Consider the following 16794-nt stretch of genomic DNA (forward strand, 5'->3'; position numbering starts at 1 on the left):
AGCTATTCTAAACCAGAAAGGAACTAATGGATGACGAAAATATTACTGTTTGGCGAACCATTAATTCGAATCTCACCATTAGATGCCACCAGTATCGGCGATCATGTTGCCAGTTCGACTTATTTTGGCGGATCAGAAATTAACATCGCTTGTAATTTGCAAGCTCTGGGAATCTCAACGAAAGTCTTTACCGCACTCCCTGCCAACGAGATTGGAGATCGTTTTATCACATTCTTGAAACAGCACCAAATCGATACCAGTTCAATCTGTCGGCTTGGCGATCGAATCGGCCTCTACTATTTAGAGAACGGCTTTGGTTGTCGTCAAAGTGAAGTTTTCTACGACCGCAAACATACGAGTATCAGCCAGATTCGGCCAAACATGCTAGATATGGATTCTCTCTTTCAGGGGATTAGCCATTTCCATTTCAGTGGAATCACCGTAGCTATCGGTCAAGAGGTCCGTACGCTCCTTCTCCTACTCTTGGAAGAAGCCAAGCGCCGAGGGATTATCGTTTCAATGGATCTCAATCTGAGAACAAAGATGATTTCAGTCCTAGAAGCCAAGTATGAATTTTCTAAGTTTGCTCGTTTCGCTGACTATTGCTTTGGTATTGATCCTCTCATGATTGATGACCAAAATCTAGAGATGTTCCCAAGAGACAGAGCCAGCCTAAAAGAGGTGGAAAATCGCATGCAACTTTTAAAAGAAACCTATGGTTTCAAGACCATTTTCCATACCCTCCGCTCTAGTGATGAGCAAGACAAAAATGTCTATCAAGCCTATGCTCTGGGAGAACGATTTGAAGAGTCTGTCCAACTAAAAACTGCAGTCTATCAACGAGTTGGTAGCGGGGATGCCTTTATCTCTGGTGCCCTTTACCAACTACTCCATCATTCCTCCCTAAAAACTACCATTGACTTTGCAGTTGCAAGCGCAACTCTCAAATGTACTCTTCCAGGAGACCATCTCTCCACTCCCGCAGCTAGTATTGAAAAATTACTGGAAAATGCACAAGATATCATTCGTTAGGAGAATTACATGACCAAATCAGATACGATTATTGAACTAAAAAAACAAAAAATTGTCGCTGTTATTCGAGGAAATACAAGGGAAGAAGGACTGCAAGCCTCGATTGCTTGTATCAAGGGCGGTATCAAAGCTATTGAAATTGCCTATACCAATCAGTATGCAGGGCAAATCATCAAGGAACTTGTAGACTTGTATCAGGACGATCAGAGTGTTTGTATCGGTGCAGGTACTGTGCTTGATGCCGTAACTGCTAGAGATGCCATTCTAGCCGGAGCAAATTACATTGTTTCTCCATCTTTCCATGCTGAGACTGCAAAAATGTGCAATCTCTACAGCACACCGTACATTCCAGGCTGTATTACCCTCACAGAGATAACGACTGCACTTGAAGCCGGTAGTGAAATCATCAAACTCTTCCCAGGTAGTGCTCTCAGTCCAGCATATATCTCTGCAGTCAAGGCGCCGATCCCACAAGTTTCCGTAATGGTAACCGGAGGAGTCGGCCTAAATAACATTCCTCAATGGTTCGCTGCTGGTGCAGATGCCGTTGGAATTGGTGGCGAACTCAATAAACTCGCTTCCCAAGGCGACTTTGACCGCATCAGCGAGATTGCCCAACAGTATGTTACACTCAGATAAAATGAAGTAAAAAAGGATAAGTGTTAACTTATCCTTTTTTAAAAGAAAAATCCGAAGATGTTTGGCCTTCTTCGGATTTTTTCTATTTTCCACAGTTTCATGTGATTCATCTAGATGATGAACAAATCAGTTATTCTTTCCTCTACGGAATAGATAAACCGCCCCAAGTAGCAAGAGCCCTAGACTTGCCAAGATTGACTGACCTTCTCCTGTCTGAGGGAGATTCTTTTGATCCGAATGGTTCTTTTCTTCTTCAGATTTTTCCTTTTCTTTTGAATCCTGAGTTTGTGGTTGAGCTGCTTGTTCTAACTTTTTAAAGACTTCCTGATCTGGAGCTGATTCCTGGGTTTCAGGATTGTAGTAGGCAACCTTATAGTCATCCCCTTCTTTTCGAATGGTATAGACCCCACGTTTCAAGACTTGGAATTGGTTGGAAATAGTAGAGACAGAATCATCATATTTCACAATGCCCCAAACTCCTTGTTTGGCATCATAAACAGACTGAAGGGTCTCATTGTTGTCGATGAGACTACTTTCTAACTCTTTCACCATCTGATTGAAGGTGGCACGATCCACGTTAGGGATGAGCATATAGCCATAAGAATCCCCATTTTGCTTATGAGCCTGACTAATCGTAAGAAATTCATTTTCAACTTCCTTGTCTGACTGTCCTTCATTGATATCCTTCCAGGCTCCCTTTTGCAAAGCCTTACTCATACTGATTGAACCCTTCTTAAAGAAAAAGTAACCAATATTCTTTTTCGAATTGGACGATTCTAAAAAGACACTTTGGGTTTCAGGATAATCCTTTTCTTGTTCTGTAAAGGAGGTTTCTTTATCATTGACATAGACTTTATATGGATCACTTGATTCCAGTTTTCTCTGGTCAATTATAGTTGCAGCAGCATCTGTTGAAGTGTTTTGAATATTGCTTCCTAAAAAGGCGATCTTATCCTTCAGCATAAACCAGCTCTTATGAGCAGTCAGTGTTTGATTCCAGTTGGTGAAATCCATGGTTGCTGTTGCATTGGTCTCATCTAGTTTGCTCGTTCCAACGAAAGCAGACGGTAGAACTTTACCTGTATCGCTATCCGATCTCTTAGCGTCCGTCTCTGTCGTACCAGGCATCTTATAGGGATTGACTGTTGGCCAGTAGCCATCGCTATAGTGACCCAAATCACCATTGTAAAGATAGAACATCCCATCACTCGTATACCAACCACGTTTGTTTTCCTTGTTCATGTGCTCGTAATTCAAGGTACGACTGGAAAAGAGCGACAAGCCAAATCCAAACCCTTTCTCTGCATTGTACATGGCTGTTTTATCCATCTTATTAAAGGCAGATAGGTAACTTGTTCTTGGAACACTTGCGACTCCTGCATCACTTAATAAGGATTGCATCAAACTGATATCCTTATAAGTCTTCAAATTCTTAAAGACATCATAATAAGTATCCGATTGAACAATGGTCTTCACAAGACTCTGCAAACGTTGTTTGGTTTCTCCTTCAGACATATCCGCTATCCGGTGAATCCCCCTTAGCACTTCTACTGCGGCAACATGCCCCTCGCTATTTACACGACTGATAGAGCGTCCACGACTCATATCCATCAGCTCTCCATTCACTAGTAAAGGAGCAAACGATTTATCAATCCAGTGGTACATGGTTTGCATTTTATCTTTATCGATTGGGCTCTTGGTCTTTTGAATGACTGGCAATAGTTGAGACAGGCCATCAATCAAGACATTCCCATAAGCACCCGTATAGGCAACATTGGTGTGGTCGATATAGGATCCATCCTGATAAAAACCTTCACCTTGGTCTACCAACTTAAACACTTGCTCAATCGAACGAATGGTCGAAGAAATTTCTTGATCATCCTTGCGCAGTAAACCAGCTATTACTTTTACCCTTCCCATATCCACTAAGTTTCCACCTAGGGCCTTAAATGGGTTATCAGTCGTCTTTCGGAAATGTTCGGGATCTGGCACAAATTTTTCAATCACATCTGTATATTTTTTTATTTCCTCATCAGAGAAGTATTCTTTCATCAGAGACAAGGTATTGTTGATGGCACGAGGTGTACCGATTTCATAATCCCACCAGTTCCCAACAATGCTCTTTTCACTATTGTAGACATGTTTATGCATCCATTCCATGGAATCCCTGACTGTTCGAATGACGGTTTCATCTTGATAATAACGAGAAGAAGGATTGGTCACTTGCTTGGCCATCTCCTCTAATTTCCGATAAGTGGCAGTCAGATTCGCAGACGTTTTATAATTTGAAAATTTTTCCCACAAATAGGGGCGGTCCGCCTGACTTGAAATACTGGATAGGCTATCAGCTACCTTTCCTTCCAGCTCCTGATTTAACTTGGCCATCTGTTCATTTTTAGAATTATAGTATTGATTCCCAGCGATGATGCCATTCCAGTCATCCAAACGGTCTGTGTATGCATCCTTAACAGAGGCTAGAATCTTCAAAGGAATCTTTTTCACTTCCTTACCATCTTTACTGACAATGACATTGGTTGTCCCTTCCTTAAGAGGTTCTAAAAGTCCATTTTTGACTGAAGCAACGTCAGGATTTTCTACCTTATAAGTATAGTCCGCAAGAGCAAAAACATGTTTTTTCCCAATTGGTAAATCAATCTTTTCCTCAAGCTGTTTATCTGTTTGAGAATCCTCAGAAGGCTGGTCTGCTACCTCTACCAGCTCAATATCCTTAAAGGAAACAGTCCCTGTTCCCGTTTCATAGAATAACTCCAGCTTGATTTTATCAACATCTAAAGTCGGGCTATAGTCTGCTTCAATAGTCTGCCAGTCCTTTGTTCCCGAAGTTGTTGCAGAATTCCACAATTGCTTGTCCTTACCACTTTCCTCAATGATACGAACCTTGGCAATCCCGACTTTATTATCTGTTTTAATCTTGAAACGCAGTTTATACTTTTTCTTAGCTTCAATAGGGACCATACGGTGAATCACTGCCCTTAGTTTCTCAGAACTTGAGATAGTGACAGCCCCATCCTTGGCTTCAATGACTCGAGTTGAGGCACCTGAAGAACTATTCTTCTGGTCTACCCAAGCTGACCACCCCTGGGCTTTGCTTCCTGTCCAAGGACTGCTTCCGTTCTCCGTCTGACTAAAATCACCATTTTCAACTAAATTCTTGGCATCCCTTTGCTGATACTGAACTTCCTTCTGGCTTTGCTGAATGGTATTCGTAGTCGTTTCTTCCGCTCCAACTGTCATATAATGGTTTAATAAAAATCCTGATAAAACAAGTGAAGACAAACTCACAATGAGTTTCTTTGTTTTTGTTTGCATGTATACACTCCAATAAACATATTGTAAAATCAATAGGAACTAAATCTCAAATTAGAGATTTATAACAGCTAAGTAAACCGGTTTAATTAAATCATACCATTTTAAAAGTTATTTGTAAACGATTTCTATCATATCAGGGGCCTATTTTTCAACAACTTCTTCCATCCGACTCGACGAAAAGGGTAAAAACTGTTACAATGTAGAAAAAGAAAAGAGGCTCTCATGACCAGTGTATATGATTTTTCAGTTTTAAACCAAAACAACCAAGTAACCCCCCTGGAGAGCTATCGTGGCAAGGTTCTCTTGATTGTCAACACTGCTACAGGATGTGGTTTAACACCCCAGTACCAAGGGCTCCAAGAACTCTATGAACGCTATCAAGATCAGGGCTTTGAAATCTTAGATTTCCCTTGCAATCAGTTTATGGGACAAGCACCCGGCAGCGCAGAGGAAATCAATAGCTTCTGTAGCCTACACTATCAGACAACTTTCCCCCGCTTTGCCAAGATCAAGGTCAACGGCAAGGAAGCAGATCCTCTTTATGTTTGGCTAAAAGACCAGAAATCTGGCCCGCTAGGAAAACGAATCGAATGGAATTTTGCTAAGTTTCTCATTGGCCGAGATGGGCAAGTCCTTGAGCGCTTCTCTTCCAAAACAGACCCCCAAACCATCCAAGAGTCTCTCCAAAAAATACTCTAATTTCTTTTTAAAACGTATCCTTTCATTTAGTTTGAGCCTTGAAAGGATGCGTTTTTTCTTTAAAAAGTAACTGATTTTCTTTAATTTATATTTATTTTTTTGCTTTTTGCTATTGCAATTATTTCATTAATTTAGTATATTTGTTATATTAAAAGTTTTCAGTCATTTTAAGGGAGAAATGACCTTTTAAATTTTTTTATCTTAAAATGAAAGCGCTTTATAAACAGGAGGTAAGGTGGCTTTACAAATTATCAGAGAGTTTTTTCATTAAATCAAGTTGTAACCAAGTCAGACTTGGGCTTAGGCAGTAGCTGACTGCCTTTCTAAAAACTAGGAGTATATTATGAATCGATACCTTTTTGAAAAAGGGCAAACATTTAGCATTCGGAAGTTGACTGTAGGTGTGGCATCTGTTATCGTGGGACTGGCATTTTTTGCTTCTGGAACCGTACGTGCAGACGAAACGTCTCCTGCCACAACATCCAATTTAGATCAGCAAATGAAACAAGTAGCAGATATAGAAGAGACCAAGGCTGAACCAGTCAAAAAAGAGGGGCGTGTAGAAGCTGAAAAACAAGAAACACCTGCTGCCGATACCAACAGTGCTGACTTGCTCCCTGAAGACATTCAGGACCGTGCCTATCCAGACACACCTGTCAAAGAACTCGATACGACTACTATCGTTGACCAGAAAGCTAGTCCAAAAGTAGAAACTAAGAGCATTCTAAAGGACAAGGAAGAAGCTCCAAAAGAAGCTGAGACCGGAAACCGTGCCATCATTAACGGTGGACAAGACCTCAAACACATCAACTACGAGGGACAACCTGCTACTGCTGCTACTATGGTTTACAGCACTTACAATGCAGGGGAGCAACGCTACCTCGTTTCAGGATCTGGTATCTTTGTTGCACCTAATTTGATTCTTACCGTTGCTCATAACTTCCTAGAGGCCAATAAAGAAACTGGCGAAGGTCACATTCGTGGTGGAAAATCTGCCCAGTTCTACTATAACGTTGGTTCAAACAGCGAAAAGAAAAACTCACTACCATCTTCTGGAACTACGGTTTTATTCAGAGAAAAGGACATCCATTTCTGGAATAAGAAAGAGTTTGGAAAAGGCTATAAGAACGACCTTGCTCTTGTAGAAGCTCCTATTCCTCTTCCGATTGCTAGTCCAAACAAAGCAGCAACCTTTGCGCCTTTAGCGGAGCACAAGACGCATCAGCCGGGAGAAGCCATCAGTACGATTGGTTACCCAACTGACTCGAGCTCAAAAGAACTGAAACAACCTATCCTAGCCGGTCAGCTTTACAAGGCAGATGGGACCATCCGATCTGTTGAGTCCTATGATGATAAGGGAACAACCGGTATTACCTATAAAACCACTTCTGTATCTGGTTTGTCTGGTGGCGGGATTGTGGATAGCCAAGGAAAAGTTCTGGGTGTTCACCAACACGGAACCGTTGACAATGGTGTCGCTGAAAAGGATCGCTTTGGTGGCGGACTCGTCCTTTCACCTGAACAACTGAAATGGGTTAAGGACATGATTGCCAAGTATGGTGTGAAAGGCTGGTACCAAGGTGATAACGGAAATCGTTACTACTTTACCGATGAAGGACGTATGCTTCGGAATGAGAAAGCTGTGATCGGAAGCAACGAATATTCCTTTAACCAAGATGGTATTGCTACCTTGACCAAGGGAGTTGAGTACGGTCGTGTGGTTATCCAACACGAAGACGAAGAAGGAAATCCTGTCAAAGATAATGACACCTTTATCGAACAGACAGCTGTTGATTCGCCATTTGATTATAATTTCAAAAAAGAAATCGAGAAAACGGACTTCTATCAGAAGAATAAAGACAAATACGAAATTGTATCCATTGATGGCGTAGCAGTCAATAAACAGCTAAAAGATACTTGGGCTGAAGAGCACAATGTTGTCAGCAAAGCGCCTGCCGGTACACGTGTTATCAAGGTGATCTATAAAGTCAACAAAGGCTCCTTCAAAGTTTACTACCGTCAAAAAGGAACCACTACTGAACTAGCGGAAGCGACAGTTGATAACAATGACGGCCAAGAGTATGATGTTTCCTTTGTCAACACTTTCCATGCAAAAGACATTACTGGTTTCCGTCCAGTAAAAGCTAGTTTGGAAGCAAGGATCCAGCAAAAAGGGGTGAATGAGGTCGTCTTTGAATACGAGCCAATCGCTAATACAGCCAATCCAACGACACCGACTCCACCAGTCGCTCATCCAGAAGATAAGGAAACTGAGATAGGCAACCATGGACCTCTTCCAAGCAAGGCTCAACTCGATTACCACAAGGAAGAATTGGCAGCCTTCATCCACTACGGAATGAACACCTATACCAATTCTGAATGGGGAAATGGGAAAGAAGACCCCCGATACTTCAATCCAACCAACTTGGATACAGACCAATGGATTCGCACGCTGAAGGAAACTGGCTTCAAACGGACCATTATGGTTGTTAAACACCACGACGGTTTCGTTGCTTACCCTTCTAAGTATACGGATCATACCGTAGCTGCTAGCCCATGGAAAGATGGAAAGGGTGACCTTCTCGAAGAAGTTTCCAAATCTGCTAGCAAGTACGACATGAATATGGGTGTTTACCTATCACCATGGGATGCCAACCATCCTAAATACCATGTCGCAACCGAAAAGGAATACAACCAATACTATCTCAACCAACTGAAAGAAATCCTTGGAAATCCGAAATACGGAAATAAAGGCAAATTCATCGAAGTTTGGATGGACGGTGCGCGTGGTAGCGGTGCCCAAAAAGTAACCTACACCTTTGATGAATGGTTCAAATACATCAAAGAAGCTGAAGGAGATATCGCCATCTTCTCTGCTCAACCGACAAGCGTTCGCTGGATCGGAAATGAACGTGGCATCGCAGGTGACCCTGTCTGGCATAAAGTCAAGAGAGCCAACATCACAGACGATGTGAAAAACGAATACCTCAACCATGGTGACCCAGATGGTGATATGTACTCTGTAGGGGAAGCTGACGTTTCGATCCGTTCAGGCTGGTTCTACCATGACAACCAACAGCCGAAATCACTCAAAGAGTTGATGGATATCTACTTCAAGTCTGTTGGTCGTGGAACTCCACTCCTTCTCAACATTCCACCAAATAAAGAAGGAAAATTTGCAGATGCGGATGTGGCTCGCTTGAAGGAGTTCAAGGCAACTCTAGACCAAATGTATGCAACTGATTTTGCCAAAGGTGCCACTGTAACAGCAAGTTCTACTCGTCAGAACCACCTCTACAAGGAAAGTCACCTGACAGACGGTAAAGATGATACCAGCTGGGCACTCTCAAATGATGCCACAACTGGTAGCTTTACAGTCGATTTAGGGCAAAAGAGACGCTTTGACGTCATTGAACTCAAGGAAGACATCGCCAAAGGTCAACGTATCTCTGGTTTTAAGATTGAAGTTGAAATCAACGGACGCTGGGTGACTTACGGGGAAGGTTCAACTGTTGGTTACCGTCGCTTGATTCAAGGTAAGCCTGTAGAGGCACAAAAAATTCGTGTGACCATCACAGGAGCACAAGCTACACCAATCTTGAACAACTTCTCTGTCTACAAAACACCAAGTAGTATCGAAAAGACAGACGGCTACCCTCTTGGACTTGAATACCACTCAAATACAACAGCGGATACAGCCGGTACAACTTGGTACAATGAATCTGAAGGTGTTCGTGGCACTTCTATGTGGACCAATCAAAAAGATGCCAAAGTAAGCTATACCTTCACAGGAACCAAGGCCTATGTCGTCTCTACAGTCGATCCAGGTCATGGAGAAATGTCCGTTTATGTTGATGGCCAAAAAGTTACGGATGTGCAAACTAAGAATGCTAGCCGTAAACGTAGCCAAAAGGTCTTTGAAACAGATGATTTAGCTCCTGGACAACACACCATTACTCTCGTTAATAAAACAGGTGAACCAATTGCTACAGAAGGGATCTACACCCTAAACAATGATAGCAAGGGAATGTTTGAACTCGAGTCTACCAACTACGAAGTCGAAAAAGGAAAACCAGTCACTGTTAAAATTAAACGTGTTGGTGGAAGCAAGGGAACTGCTACTGTTCGCTTCATCACGGAACCTGGAACTGGGGTTCACGGTAAAGTTTACCAAGATACAACTCAAGATGTGACTTTTGAAGATGGAGAAACAGAAAAGACTGTGACCATCCCAACGATTGACTTTACAGAACAAGCCGACTCTATCTTTGACTTTAAAGCCAAGCTCACTTCTGTTTCTGATGGTGCCTTGCTCGGTTTTGCTACCGATGCAACAATCCAAGTGATGAAAGCTGAATTGCTGATTAAGGATCAAACAAGCTATGATGACCAAGCTAGTCAGTTGGATTACAGTCCTGGCTGGAACCATGAAACCAATTCCGCAGATAAGTACCAAAAGACGGAGTCTTGGGCTTCCTTTGGCCGCTTAACTGATGAGCAAAAGAAAAAGACAACCGTAACAGCTTACTTCTACGGTACTGGTCTTGAAATCAAGGGCTATATCGATCCAAATCATGGTATCTACAAAGTCTTTCTAGATGGCAAAGAAGTTCCTTACCAAGATGGCATGGGAAATGCTTCAACTATTGAGGGCAAGAAATACTTTAGCGGTCGTGCAGCCCAACGCCAAGGCAATCAAACTCTGGTTAGCCTAAAAGGTCTGGACGAGAACTTGCACGCAGTCACCCTTCAACTCGATCCTGATCGAAACGATTTGTCTCAAAATATCGGTATTCAAGTGGACCAATTTATCACTCGTGGCGAAGGTAGCGAACTCTACAGCAAGGCAGATATCATCCAGTCTATCTCTAAATGGAAAGACGATCTGTCCAACTTTGACCCAGCAGGCTTGAAAAATACGGCCACTGCACGCCAAGCTTTCCAAGCAAATCTAGAAAAATTGAGAAACCAACTCAGTGCTGATGCAGTGGATGTTCAAGAAGTCATGTTGACAGTCAGTGCCCTACAAGATATCCTATCCAAGGATGAGAACTATCAAAGAGGCCAAGAGGAGCCTAGTCCAGAGCAACCGGAACAGCCAGAAGAACCTGAGAAACCTGACCAGCCTGAGAAACCAGCCGAACCAAAACAACCGGAAATTGAGTACGATAAGGCTATGGACAGCTTGACGAAAGCTATCGAGAAAAAAGTCGCTGAACTTGGATCCAACAAGGAAGCTAAGAAGCAATTGTTAGCAATTGCTGACCAAGCCATTGCTGCAATCCAAGAAGCTAAAACTCAGGAAGCAGTCAATCAAGCGCTAGAAACTGCTCTCGAACAAATCAGCAAGCTCGAAGCAGCTCAGCCTGAGAAACCTGCTCAACCTGAAAAACCAGTTCAACCTGAGAAACCTACTCAACCGGAAAAGCCTGCTGAGCCCGAAAAGCCTGCTCAGCCTGAGAAACCGGCGCAACCGGAAAAGCCTGCTCAGCCTGAAAAACCTGCTCAACCTGAGAAACCTGCTCAGCCTGAAAAGCCAGCTCAACCTGAGAATCCAGTTCAACCTGAAAAACCTGCTCAACCGGAAATTCCAGCTCAACCGGAAAAGCCGACTCAACCTGAGAATCCAGTTCAACCTGAAAAACCAGTTCAACCTGAAAAACCAGTTCAACCTGAAAAACCAGTTCAACCTGAACAACCTGCTCAACCTGAGAAACCTGCTCAACCTGAGAAACCTGCTCAGCCTGAGAAACCTGCTCAGCCTGAAAAGCCAGCTCAACCTGAGAATCCAGTTCAACCTGAACAACCTGCTCAACCTGAGAAACCTGACCAGCCTGAAAAGCCAGTTCAGCCTGAGAAACCTGCTCAGCCTGAAAATCCGACTCAACCGGAAACTCCAGCGCAACCTGAGAAACCAATTACTTCTTCAAGTCCTGAGGAAGGAGTTAAAGACCTTGTCTTTACACTTCCAAGCTTGGAAATCGTCAATAAGGTCGTACCGTTTAAGACGATTCGTCGCGAAAACCCACAATTAGACAAAGGAAAAGAGCAAGTTCTATCAGAAGGGAAAGACGGTCTCTTAGTCGAGTATGTTGAAGTGAACGGTAACAATCGCAAGGTTCTCCAAACAGAAGCAACTCCAGCACAAGATCGAGTGATTGAGGTAGGTAGCAAACAAAGCTCAGTTGGAACAGAAGCGCCACCAGTTGTGACTCTTCCTGAGTATATTCTCCCAAGAGAGACTGAAAAACCTGCTCCAGTCGTAACAGATAATTCACCAGCAAAAGATGAAAAAGCTCCTGTTACAACTACAGTCAAAGAAGACAAGGAAAGACAACTTCCAGCAACTGGGGAACAAGAAGCAACTGCCTTCCTCTACTTGGCAGCAATCACTTCTATCTTGTCTCTCCTTATCTTCCAAAAGAATTTCAAAGACTAATAACCCTCTTTGATTGATTCTTTCTAATTATTCAGTTCCCCCGTAGAGAAGACCATCTGGTCTTCTCTTTTTTTCACGATCAACCTTGTGTGAAAAAATCCATAAAGGATCCCAAAATTTAATTGAACTTTTTATAAATTCACAGTACTGAACGCCCATATTTTTCTAGCCTCCTACTTACATAGTTTCCTCTAAAACTTACTCGAGCCATCTCCATTCACAGAATTCACTTTCATCACTTAGCAGGATAAATGCTTCTCAAATCAATTGTTATCCCTTAACGATCTATTATTTCATTTCAGATGACAAGTCTCCATCAATACCCTATATTTTATAGGCTAGAATACTAAAAAAGTTCAAGGGCATACTTTATTATTTATAGAAAAAATTACTTATAAATATTATGTAAATTGATTCTTAATAACGTTTAAAAGCGTCACTGATTTCTCAAGATAAAAAAATAGTCCAGAACAGTTGTTCTGGACTATTTCCTTTCCAATTACTTCCTAAGAACTAACTGAAAATCATCTGGCTCTATAATTTCTGTAGTGGGTAAAACTACTGTAGAAATTATGGAGCCTATTTTGTTGTAGAAAAAAAGTCATATATTCTATCTCACCTTTTTCTTAGGCGATAGAAAATCAGAATCCTATGCTCTTCAATGGAAACATATCGATTTTTCAAAATCACAGATTCAGCTAATTCAAGCTTTAGATAGATATGGACAAGTAAAATCAACTAAGGGAAATAAGAAGACTATTTTCTCTATTTCTAATGACTTACTTCAACTTCTTACCTCTTGGAAAGAGCAACAAAAATATGAACTAGCAAAGTTTGGCATCATCAGTAATCCAGAACAATTTGTTTTTACATATATCGATACAAAAGGAAACATCAACAAGCCTTTACATGCTGACTATCTAAACAATAAAATGAAAAGCATCAGAAAGCGACATAAAGAGCTGGCACATGCTACACCTCATAAACTGCGACATACAGGAGCAACGCTTGCTAAACAAGCAGGAATGAGCTTAGAAGCTATTTCTGAAGCACTAACACATAGCGATACAGGTACAACTCAGATTTATGTCAATACTTCTAATATAGTTCCTATGGCAGTTGGTGAATTTGCTTTAAAGTCTCTAAAACAATAAGGTAAAAATAAGGTGAACTTTGAGGTAAACTTTTAAAAAAAACACGAAAAAAGCACCCATAAGGTAAACTTTTGAGTGCTTTGAAACGTTGATATAATCGTATTGATTAACGTTTTGAGAATTGTGATGCTTTACGAGCTTTCTTAAGACCTGGTTTCTTACGTTCAACTTTACGTGAGTCACGTGTAAGAAGACCTGCGCGTTTCAATGAATCGCGGAAGTCTGGGTCTACTTGAAGAAGGGCACGAGCGATACCGTGACGGATAGCTCCTGCTTGACCAGCGTATCCACCACCTACAACGTTAACGAAAACGTCGTATGAACCTACAGTTGAAGTAACTACGAATGGTTGGTTGATAACAAGACGAAGGTCAGCGTGTGGGATGTACTCTTCAACATCTTTTTTGTTAACAGTGATTTTACCAGTTCCTGGAACAAGGCGAACGCGTGCAACAGCGTTTTTACGACGTCCAGTACCTGCATATTGTGCTTGTGACATACTTTATTGTTCCTTTCCTTAGATAAGTCCTGAAATATCAAGAACTTCTGGTTGTTGTGCAGCGTGAGTGTGCTCAGCTCCAACGAATACTTTCAATTTCATACCTTGAGCGCGGCCAAGAGTATTGTGTGGAAGCATACCTTTAACTGATTTTTCGATCAAACGTACTGCATTTTTAGAACGAAGTTCACCAGCAGAGATTTGTTTCAATCCACCTGGGTGGTTTGAGTGAGTGTAGTAGATCTTATCAGTTGCTTTTTTACCAGTCAATTTAACTTTTTCAGCATTGATAACGATTACGAAGTCACCTGTATCAGTGTGTGGTGTAAATGTTGGTTTGTTTTTTCCGCGAAGTACGCTAGCAACAACTGCTGAAAGGCGTCCAAGAGGTACATCAGTTGCGTCAACAACGTACCATTTGCGTTCTACTTGGCCTGGTTTAGCCATGAATGTAGTTTTGTTCATGATTTCTCCTATATGAATATCGTTTTTGTTTACAGGGCGGATGTTCCGGTCCGCGGGGTATTTGAAAGGTTCCGGGGCCTTACAAATGGGGTAAACAATACCGTCTACTATCATACCAAATTTCACTACTAAAAGTCAATAGATATGAAAAATATTTTTGCCGATTTCAGTGTTTAACATCTAGAAAAACCTCGCTTTTGCGAGGCTCTCCTATTTGTAAGCTAAGGCACGTTTAAAGGTTTTCCAGATTCCCAAATCATCCGTTTGAAGGACTAGGCTAGCATACATGCGTCCGATAAAGGCTGTTGCAGTGACTGCAAAAACAACCGTTATGGCTAGAGAAATCCAAGCTTCCAGACCACTTGCATACCCATTTATAGCTCTAAATGGCATAAAGAAAGTCGAAATGAAGGGAATGTAGGAACCAATTTTCAAAACCAAATTATCCCCTGCAGCACCTAGAGCAGTCACTCCGACGAATCCTGCTATAATCAAGATCATCAATGGTGACAAGGCCTTTCCTGAATCCTCAGGGCGAGAAACCATAGAACCTAGAAAGGCTGCTAAAACAACATACATAAAGAGACTAACCAAGACAAACAATAAGGTATTGAGCGAGAAGGCATCTCCTAGATGATTTAAAATACCAGATTGAGCCAAGATTGGTAGGTCTTTAAAGAGCAGAATCGCAGCCAGCCCACCCACGACGTAAATTCCAATATGAGTCAAAATCACAAGGAGAAGAGCCATCATACGAGCGTAGAAATAATGGCTAGCTTGAATACTAGAGAAGACCACTTCCATGATTTTGGTTCCTTTCTCGCTAGCTACTTCCTGAGCAGTAACACTAGCATAGGTAATCAAAATCATATAAAGGAAGAAACCAAGCCCAGCGGCCGCAATGGTTTGAACAATTTTTTTGTTTTCCTTAGATTCATCAATCTTCTCAGTAAAGTCAACGGTTTGACTCAGGCGTTTTTCCTGTTCTTGAGACAAATTGGCTGCCGAACGATTCAGTTGATATTGCAGTTCATTTAACTTATTGGTTACTGCTAACTTAATGCCGCTTTCAAGAGAGGTTTCACCATGATAGACAGCCCTGAGAACGCTGTCCTCTTGGTCAATGGTTAGGTAACCCTTGATTTTCTCATCCTTGATAGCAGCTTGAGCACTGGCTTCATCCTTATAATCAAAGTTGATACCATTGGTACCCTTGAGACCCTCAGCTACAGATGGCACTGTTGTTACTACTGCTATCTTGCTATTCTTGGCCATAGAAGACCCTTGGAGATAGCCGATTCCTACAGATAATCCTAAAAAGAGGAACGGCGAAATCACCATGAAGAAGAAACTCCACGACTTGACATGTCGAAGATAGGTTTCCTTCATTACAACCCACATATTTCTCATACTTCCACCCCTGATTCTAGTTTAAAGATTTCATCGATTGTTGGAGCTTGTTGGTCAAAGGTCGCGATGTATTGACCTTGAGTGAGGATGGGGAAGAGTTCCCTTCCAGCGCTCTCATCATCTAGGATCAATTTCCAACTACCTTGCTTGGTCAAGCTCACCTGTTTGACATGAGGAAGATTTTCCAGTTCTTCCTTGCTTCGTTCACTTGAAACAAAGAGACGTGTTTTCCCGTATTGATTGCGAACATCCTGAACAGGTCCATGCAAGACCACACGCCCATCTCGAATCATCAGGATATCATCGCAAAGTTCCTCAACGTTGGTCATGACATGATCAGAAAATATAATGATTGCACCGCGCTCTTTCTCTTTCAAGATGACCTGTTTGAGCAACTCGGTATTGACTGGATCCAAACCACTAAAAGGCTCATCCAGGATAATCAAGTCCGGCTCATGGATCAGGGTGATAATGAGCTGAATTTTCTGTTGATTCCCTTTGGAAAGACTCTTGATTTTGTCGGTCAATTTGCCCTTCACTTCGAGTTTTTCCATCCATTGAGGGAGTTTTTCCTTGACCTCCTTAGCATCCATGCCCTTTAGAGTCGCCAAGTAGCGAACTTGTTCAAGGACTGTCAGCTTAGGCATGAGGCTACGTTCCTCAGGCAGATAGCCAATCCGAGCATAGGTTTCCTGACGAATCTCCTGTCCATCCAGACTGATCTCTCCTTGATACTCCAAAAATTTCAACATACTGTGGAAAATCGTTGTTTTCCCAGCCCCATTCTTCCCGACCAAGCCCAGAATCCGTCCTGGACTTGCCTGAAAATCGACACCAAACAAGACTTGCTTGGAACCGAAACTTTTCTCTAGATTTCTTACTTCTAGCATCTTCCACCTCCGAGATATGTTGCACTTATTATACTCCTTTTTGATAGCCTTTACAACGATTTATGTCCATTTTTATCGATATTATTTATAGTAAAAATCTACCAAATCTAAGGTTTTTAAGCGCTCTAGTAATAACTTAAGTATAGTTCATTAAAGGATTTCTGAGATAGTTTCCTCCTCAACTGTCGCTTTTCTCTTCTGAACTGTTCTCCTAAAACTAAAAATCCACCCCGAAGG

At 41.9% G+C, this 16794-nt stretch carries 9 protein-coding genes and 1 pseudogene; 5 read left to right on the forward strand and 5 right to left on the reverse strand.

The window, feature by feature from the left end; all coding sequences use genetic code 11:
- The first annotated feature begins 30 nt into the window (after positions 1 to 30).
- Together KZX55_RS08175 and KZX55_RS08180 are read left to right on the forward strand one after the other, a co-directional pair.
- Positions 31 to 1032, forward strand: a complete 1002-nt coding sequence (locus KZX55_RS08175; RefSeq protein ID WP_248026568.1) for a sugar kinase — start codon at positions 31 to 33, stop codon at positions 1030 to 1032.
- Between the two features lie 9 nt (positions 1033 to 1041).
- Positions 1042 to 1671, forward strand: a complete 630-nt coding sequence (locus KZX55_RS08180; protein WP_248026569.1) for a bifunctional 4-hydroxy-2-oxoglutarate aldolase/2-dehydro-3-deoxy-phosphogluconate aldolase — start codon at positions 1042 to 1044, stop codon at positions 1669 to 1671.
- A gap of 126 nt (positions 1672 to 1797) precedes the next feature.
- On the opposite strand, the gene KZX55_RS08185 is transcribed toward KZX55_RS08180, so the two are convergent.
- Positions 1798 to 5001, reverse strand: a complete 3204-nt coding sequence (locus KZX55_RS08185; RefSeq protein WP_248026574.1) for a polysaccharide lyase family 8 super-sandwich domain-containing protein — start codon at positions 4999 to 5001, stop codon at positions 1798 to 1800.
- A 222-nt stretch (positions 5002 to 5223) separates the two neighbouring features.
- Between KZX55_RS08185 and KZX55_RS08190 the strand changes: the two genes are divergently transcribed.
- From KZX55_RS08190 to KZX55_RS08200, 3 genes and pseudogenes are all read left to right on the forward strand, one after another.
- Complete coding sequence (locus KZX55_RS08190) at positions 5224 to 5700, forward strand: glutathione peroxidase (RefSeq protein ID WP_248026576.1); 477 nt, start codon at positions 5224 to 5226, stop codon at positions 5698 to 5700.
- 343 nt (positions 5701 to 6043) lie between these two features.
- Entirely contained in the window at positions 6044 to 12139 is a 6096-nt protein-coding gene (locus KZX55_RS08195) for an alpha-L-fucosidase (protein ID WP_248026578.1), read from the forward strand.
- Between the two features lie 605 nt (positions 12140 to 12744).
- Positions 12745 to 13293, forward strand: a pseudogene (locus tag KZX55_RS08200) (site-specific integrase); the annotation flags it as partial.
- A gap of 106 nt (positions 13294 to 13399) precedes the next feature.
- Here KZX55_RS08200 and rpsI read toward each other — a convergent pair.
- The 4 genes from rpsI to KZX55_RS08220 form a co-directional block, all read right to left on the reverse strand.
- On the reverse strand, positions 13400 to 13792 hold the full coding sequence (gene rpsI, locus KZX55_RS08205; protein ID WP_033585534.1) for a 30S ribosomal protein S9: 393 nt from the start codon (positions 13790 to 13792) through the stop codon (positions 13400 to 13402).
- Positions 13793 to 13810: 18 nt separating this feature from the next.
- Positions 13811 to 14257 (reverse strand): 50S ribosomal protein L13, encoded by a 447-nt coding sequence (rplM, locus tag KZX55_RS08210; protein ID WP_001044624.1) that lies wholly within the window; start codon positions 14255 to 14257, stop codon positions 13811 to 13813.
- A 210-nt stretch (positions 14258 to 14467) separates the two neighbouring features.
- Positions 14468 to 15667, reverse strand: a complete 1200-nt coding sequence (locus KZX55_RS08215; protein WP_248026579.1) for an ABC transporter permease — start codon at positions 15665 to 15667, stop codon at positions 14468 to 14470.
- Positions 15664 to 16557, reverse strand: a complete 894-nt coding sequence (locus tag KZX55_RS08220; protein WP_235097110.1) for an ABC transporter ATP-binding protein — start codon at positions 16555 to 16557, stop codon at positions 15664 to 15666. The genes KZX55_RS08215 and KZX55_RS08220 overlap by 4 nt, the downstream gene beginning before the upstream one ends.
- Positions 16558 to 16794 lie beyond the last annotated feature (237 nt).

The organism is Streptococcus halitosis, from assembly GCF_023147855.1.
Taxonomy (GTDB): Bacteria; Bacillota; Bacilli; order Lactobacillales; family Streptococcaceae; genus Streptococcus; species Streptococcus halitosis_B.

Bases quoted from the DNA above. Each gene is read 5' to 3' on its own strand.
- KZX55_RS08180 (WP_248026569.1), top strand. From the start codon at position 1,042: ATGACCAAATCAGATACGATTATTGAACTAAAAAAACAAAAAATTGTC.
- KZX55_RS08195 (WP_248026578.1), top strand. From the start codon at position 6,044: ATGAATCGATACCTTTTTGAAAAAGGGCAAACATTTAGCATTCGGAAG.
- KZX55_RS08175 (WP_248026568.1), top strand. From the start codon at position 31: ATGACGAAAATATTACTGTTTGGCGAACCATTAATTCGAATCTCACCA.
- rplM (WP_001044624.1), bottom strand. From the start codon at position 14,257: ATGAACAAAACTACATTCATGGCTAAACCAGGCCAAGTAGAACGCAAA.
- rpsI (WP_033585534.1), bottom strand. From the start codon at position 13,792: ATGTCACAAGCACAATATGCAGGTACTGGACGTCGTAAAAACGCTGTT.
- KZX55_RS08185 (WP_248026574.1), bottom strand. From the start codon at position 5,001: ATGCAAACAAAAACAAAGAAACTCATTGTGAGTTTGTCTTCACTTGTT.
- KZX55_RS08190 (WP_248026576.1), top strand. From the start codon at position 5,224: ATGACCAGTGTATATGATTTTTCAGTTTTAAACCAAAACAACCAAGTA.
- KZX55_RS08215 (WP_248026579.1), bottom strand. From the start codon at position 15,667: ATGAGAAATATGTGGGTTGTAATGAAGGAAACCTATCTTCGACATGTC.
- KZX55_RS08220 (WP_235097110.1), bottom strand. From the start codon at position 16,557: ATGCTAGAAGTAAGAAATCTAGAGAAAAGTTTCGGTTCCAAGCAAGTC.